General features: G+C 66.7%; 3 protein-coding genes. 2 read left to right on the top strand and 1 reads right to left on the bottom strand.

Going from position 1 to position 5,212, the window contains the following annotated elements; all coding sequences use genetic code 11:
• The first annotated feature begins 161 nt into the window (after positions 1 to 161).
• Positions 162 to 422, top strand: coding sequence for a helix-turn-helix domain-containing protein (locus M3461_10475; GenBank protein MDQ3774742.1), 261 nt, complete (start codon positions 162 to 164; stop codon positions 420 to 422).
• A gap of 295 nt (positions 423 to 717) precedes the next feature.
• On the opposite strand, the gene M3461_10470 is transcribed toward M3461_10475, so the two are convergent.
• On the bottom strand, positions 718 to 3,807 hold the full coding sequence (locus M3461_10470; GenBank protein ID MDQ3774741.1) for an error-prone DNA polymerase: 3,090 nt from the start codon (positions 3,805 to 3,807) through the stop codon (positions 718 to 720).
• 503 nt (positions 3,808 to 4,310) lie between these two features.
• Here M3461_10470 and M3461_10465 point away from each other — a divergent pair.
• Positions 4,311 to 4,937, top strand: coding sequence for an exopolysaccharide biosynthesis protein (locus tag M3461_10465; protein ID MDQ3774740.1), 627 nt, complete (start codon positions 4,311 to 4,313; stop codon positions 4,935 to 4,937).
• Positions 4,938 to 5,212: the final 275 nt, after the last annotated feature.

The following is a 5,212-nucleotide window of genomic DNA, read 5'->3' as shown; positions in this document are numbered from 1 at the left end:
TTCCATCCTCCCCTCCCCGATCATCTTGATTTGCCGATAAAGTTGATCAGATCGGGTGGAGCCCTAAAAGTTCCACGCATTTGTTATCTTTATAACTCATATAGTTATAAGATCTTACCTATGAGTGCATGTTACCCCTCACGATTACCGGAGGCCGTGAAATGAAACAGTTTCGACCCGCGCGAAAGCGCATTGACGTTTCGGTTGGCGAGTCGGTTCGCCTTATTCGCGAGTTGCAGGGATTGAGCCAGAACCAGCTCGCTGCGTTGTCCGGTATCTCTCAAGCAACCCTGTCTGCAATCGAAAACAATCGCGTGCGCCTCGGGATAGAGCGGGCAAAGGTTCTCGCCCGTGCTCTCAAGTGTCACCCGGCCGTTCTTGTCTTCCCCGGCTGGGAAATGCCACTTGAGTCTGCGGCATAACATTTCGGTCCATACGGACGCCTGAACAAGAAGTGGCAATCACCGCGAACAAGACGCCCGGAGTATCAGCATGCGCTCGCGCGCCTTGCGCCGATGTGCGTATACGAGCACATTGGTGTCAACCGCGAGCACCGATCAGCGGCCGCCGATCTCGTCGCGGAGGTCATGCCAGGGGATCGCCTGTCGTCGGGATCATCGGGCACCAACGGGGAGGGGCAGGCGCGCGTACCATGTGTATCAGATGCAATTCCACGGTCGTCATGGTCGGTAGTCTCTCACTTCACGGCAGGATGGGCTAACAGAAATCCCGCGACACCGTTCGGAGCCCTCCGAGCAGGGCCGTTCGGTCTTCGAGTCTCCGGGCGATGAGATGGACGACCTCGCCCTCGCGTTGCACCTCGCCCGTCACCCCCATGAGCCTCGCCCCGAGCACGATGCGGCGCTTGCGCTCGAAGAGGCTGCTCCAGACGATGACGTTGAGCGGGCCGGTCTCGTCCTCGAGGGTCAGGAACACGACGCCGGTGGCCGTGCCCGGCCGCTGGCGGGTGATGACGAGGCCGGCGGCATGCGCGCTCCGGCCGTGAGTGAGCCCCAGCACCTCGCGGGCCGACTGGAAAGAGAGGCGCGTGAGCACGGGGCGCAGGAGCGCCAGGGGATGGCGGCCGAGTGTCAGGCCCAGGCTCCCGTAGTCCGCCACGATGTCCTCGCCCTCGGTGGGTCTGCGCAGGAGCGGCAGGGGCTCGGGGAGCGCGGGCATCACCCCGAGCGCCAGCGGTGCCTCGATGCCGAGCACCTGCCAGCGGGCCTGGTGGCGGTTGCCGCAAAGCCCCCGCAAGGCATCGGCCGCGGCCAGCGCCTCCAGGTCACGGCGGGTCAAGCGGGCGCGCCGGGCGAGGTCCTGGACATCCCGGAAGGGGCGCGCGGCGGTGATCCGCTCGGCCCCGGCACGCGACAGGCCCTTGACCATCCGGAGCCCGAGCAGAAGGGCGGGCGGGTTGCCCTCCAGGGTGCAGTCCCAGTCACCGACTCCGACATCGATGGGCCGCACCTCGACCCCATGGCGCCGGGCATCCTGCACGAGCTGGGCGGGGGCATAGAAACCCATAGGCTGGCTGTTCAACAGCGCGCAGGTGAAGGCCGCCGGCTCGTGGCACTTGAGCCAGGCCGAGCAATAGGCCAGGAGCGCGAAGCTCGCGGCATGGGACTCCGGAAAACCATACTCGCCGAATCCGCGGATCTGCTCGCAGATCCGCCGAGCATAGGTCTCGGGATAGCCGCGCTGTCTCATCCCCTCGATGAGCCGCCCCTCGAAATCCTCTATCCCCCCGCTCTGCCGCCAGGTCGCCATCGAGCGGCGTAATCGATCGGCCTCGCCCGCGGAAAACCCGGCCGCCACCATGGCGAGCTTGATGACCTGCTCCTGGAAGAGCGGCACGCCGAGGGTCCGGCCGAGCACCGCGCGCACCGCCTCCGAGGGATAGGTGACGGGCTCGAGCCCCGCGCGGCGGCGCAGATAGGGGTGCACCATCTCGCCCTGGATGGGGCCGGGGCGGATGATGGCGATCTCGATGACGAGGTCGTAATAACAGCGCGGTTTCAAGCGCGGCAGCATCGCCATCTGGGCACGCGACTCGATCTGGAAGACCCCGACCGTGTCGGCCTTCTCGATCATGGCGTAGGTCTCGGGGTCCTCCGCCGGCACGGTGGCCAGGGTCAGTCGCTGGCCGCCATCGTTCTGGATCGGATAGCCCTGGATCAGATTGAAAGCCCGATGGATGGCGGACAGCATCCCGAGCCCGAGGCAATCGATCTTGAGCAGGCCGAGCGCATCGAGATCGCTCTTGTCCCACTCGATGACGGTGCGGCCCTCCATGGCCGCGTTCTCGATGGGCACGAGCCTCGAGAGCGGCCCGCGCGAGATCACGAACCCGCCGACATGCTGGGAGAGGTGGCGTGGGAACCCGACGATCTCCCGCACCAACCGCATGAGCCGGGCAATGACCGGGTTCTGGGGGTCCAGATCGATCTCGGAGAGCCCACCAGGTCTTATAACTGGGGGGACGATGCCCTTCCCGTCCCACCAGTAGACGTTCTTGGCCAACCGGTCCACCTCGTCGAGCCCGAGGCCAAGGGCCTTGCCCACGTCGCGGATCGCGCTCTTCGGGCGGTAGGTGATCACGGTGGCGGTGAGGGCGGCGCGCTCGCGGCCGTACTTCCCGTAGAGATACTGGATCACGGCCTCGCGGCGCTCGTGCTCGAAATCGACGTCGATGTCGGGGGGCTCGTGGCGCTCCTTGGAGATGAAGCGCTCGACCAGGACCTCGATGCGCGCGGGGTCCACCTCGGTGATCCCGAGGCAGTAGCAGACCGCCGAGTTGGCCGCCGAGCCCCGCCCCTGGCACAGGATCCCCTGGGTGCGGGCAAAGCGCACGATGTCCTCGACCGTCAAGAAATAGGGCTCGTAGCCCAGCTCCGCGATGAGCTCGAGCTCGTGCTCCACCTGGGCCCGGACCTTGGCCGGGACCCCGCCCGGCCAGCGCCTCTGCATACCGGCATGGGTCAGGGAACAGAGGTGGCTCGCCGGCGTCTCGCCCGCCGGCACCAGCTCCTCCGGATACTCGTAGCGCAACTCATCGAGCGAGAACCGGCAGCGCCGCGCGATCTCGATGGTCTCGATCAAGAGCCTCTCGGGATAAAGACGGGACAGCGTCTCCCGATCGCGGAGATGGCGCTCGCCGTTCGGGTAGAGGGCGTGACCCGCGGACTCGAGCGGGGTCCCGAGCCGGATGGCGGTGAGCGTATCCTGCAGCGGCCGCCGCTCGCGGCCGTGCATGTGTACATCCCCGGCCGCGCAGAGCGGCAGACCGGTATCCTGGCCCAGGCCTTCGAGCCTGCGTAGCCGCACCCGGTCCGCCCCCTCGCGCACCAGCTCGACCGCGATCCAGGCGCGCTCCGGGAAGCGCCGGGCGAGCCAGCGGGCTTCCTCTTCGTCCCTGGGCGTATCCTCAGGGAGGAGCAGCGCGAGGCAAGCGCATAGACCCGTCTCCAGATCCGCACGGCGCAACTGATAACGGCCCTTCCCGGCCCGCCGGCGCCCGGCGGTGATCAAGGCCGAGAGGTCCCCGTAGGCGTCTCGATCGGTCGCGAGCAGGACGAGCTTGGGGCCGTCGGCGATCCTCACCTCGGTGCCGATGAGGAGCGCAAGCCCGCAGGTCTTGGCGGCCACATAAGCGCGCACCACCCCCGCGAGCGAGCACTCGTCGGTGAGCGCGAGCGCCTCATACCCGAGCGCATAGGCCCGGGCGACGAGCTCCTCGGGGTGCGAGGCGCCGCGCAAGAAGGTGAAGTTGCTGAGACAGTGCAGCTCGGCGTAGGGAGGGGGCATGGCCCGGCGCCCTGGACTGATGTGATATACAGTCTATGCCGGCGGCCAGCGCCTGTCACCCCGTGCCGCTCATCTATCACGGACGGCGCGGCGGACAGACCGCCGTGGGGCCCGTAGACGACGACCCGGCCCCCCGGCACGACCCTGCGCCGCCCTCATCGGCGTTTTGAACGAGCTATTTGTCCACTTCGGCCCCGATCCGGGAAATCACCCTCGCGGCACGAGCAAACCGGTGATCGGTCCTCGCCCCATGCCCGGGACGCGCCCCACAGCCCTGGCCTTGACAGAGCTATGGCCGCCCCGGCGCTTGAACAAGCAGGAGCACTCACCCTACTATTGTCCGCCGCCCCCGCCGGGACCGTCATCGAGCGCCAGCATGCCTGGCGCCATGCCTTCGAGGGGCGCTCATCCATTGAACCGAGAACCCGGACGTCCGCTCGCCTGTCATCGGCGCGTGGGACTGTTGTTCGCTACCGAATTCCGATCGAGGAGGAAGCGCTGAGATGGCCGACTATGCCACGCTGGTTGCAACGCTCAATCGCTGCGCCGAGCGCGCCCGCCACGAGGCGCTGACCCTGGGTGAGGTCCTCGACTCCATCGAGGAGGCGGCCTACGCCTTCATTTGCATCATCCTGGCCCTCCCGTTCTTGCAACCCTTGACGCTCGGGCCGCTGTCGGTCATCGGCGGCCTGACCTTCGCCCTGCTCGGATGGCAGCTTTTCCGCGGCCACCCGACGCCGGTGTTACCGAAAAGGGTCCGGGCCACCGTCATGGGGGAGAAGACCTGGGAGGTGATCATCAAGATCTGCCTCAAGATCCTCGGCTGGTGCCGGCCCTTCACCCGCCCGCGCTACAGCGGCTGGGTCAGCGGCCGGCAGGGCCAACGCATCGGCGGGCTCACGATCGCGGCGGGCGGGCTGCTCATGGCCATCCCGGCCTTCGGGATGCCCTTCAACAACCTCCTTCCGGCGCTCGGGATCTTCTTCGCATGTGTGGCCGAGCTCGAGCAGGACGGGCTCATGATCTTCGTGGCCTTTTTCTGGCTCGTCGTGACCGTGCTCTACTTCGTGGTCGTGATCGTCGCCCTGTGGTTCCTGGGCGATCAGGCGCTCGCCTATTTTCGCTGGTAGCGCGCTGGATGGAATGAATCCGGTCGCGGGCACCACGCCCCGGTAATTTGGCTGGGCCTTTGACGCCGCGCCAGGGGTCGTGTCCGACCGTGACCTTCTAGGTCATTCGGGGCGCTGACGGACCCGCATGCCGCCCTTTCTGCAGAGCGCCCTAGCAGCCTGTCGGACTTAGCGTGGAACTTTTCAAGCGCGAGGGGATCGGATCGGTCAGGGTTCCGATGAGCGAGCGCGCATGAGCCATTTCCGTCCCTGTGATCGTGACACCCCTTACCTGC

It is taken from the genome of Pseudomonadota bacterium (genome assembly GCA_030860485.1).
Classification (GTDB): Bacteria; Pseudomonadota; Gammaproteobacteria; order JACCXJ01; family JACCXJ01; genus JACCXJ01.
The sequence above is the reverse complement of the archived record's forward strand: the minus strand, read 5'-3'. Positions and strand labels throughout refer to the sequence as shown.

What these genes read in the sequence shown, in the direction of transcription:
- M3461_10475 (MDQ3774742.1), top strand. Translation starts at nt 162, where the DNA reads ATGAAACAGTTTCGACCCGCGCGAAAGCGCATTGACGTTTCGGTTGGC.
- M3461_10470 (MDQ3774741.1), bottom strand. Translation starts at nt 3,807, where the DNA reads ATGCCCCCTCCCTACGCCGAGCTGCACTGTCTCAGCAACTTCACCTTC.
- M3461_10465 (MDQ3774740.1), top strand. Translation starts at nt 4,311, where the DNA reads ATGGCCGACTATGCCACGCTGGTTGCAACGCTCAATCGCTGCGCCGAG.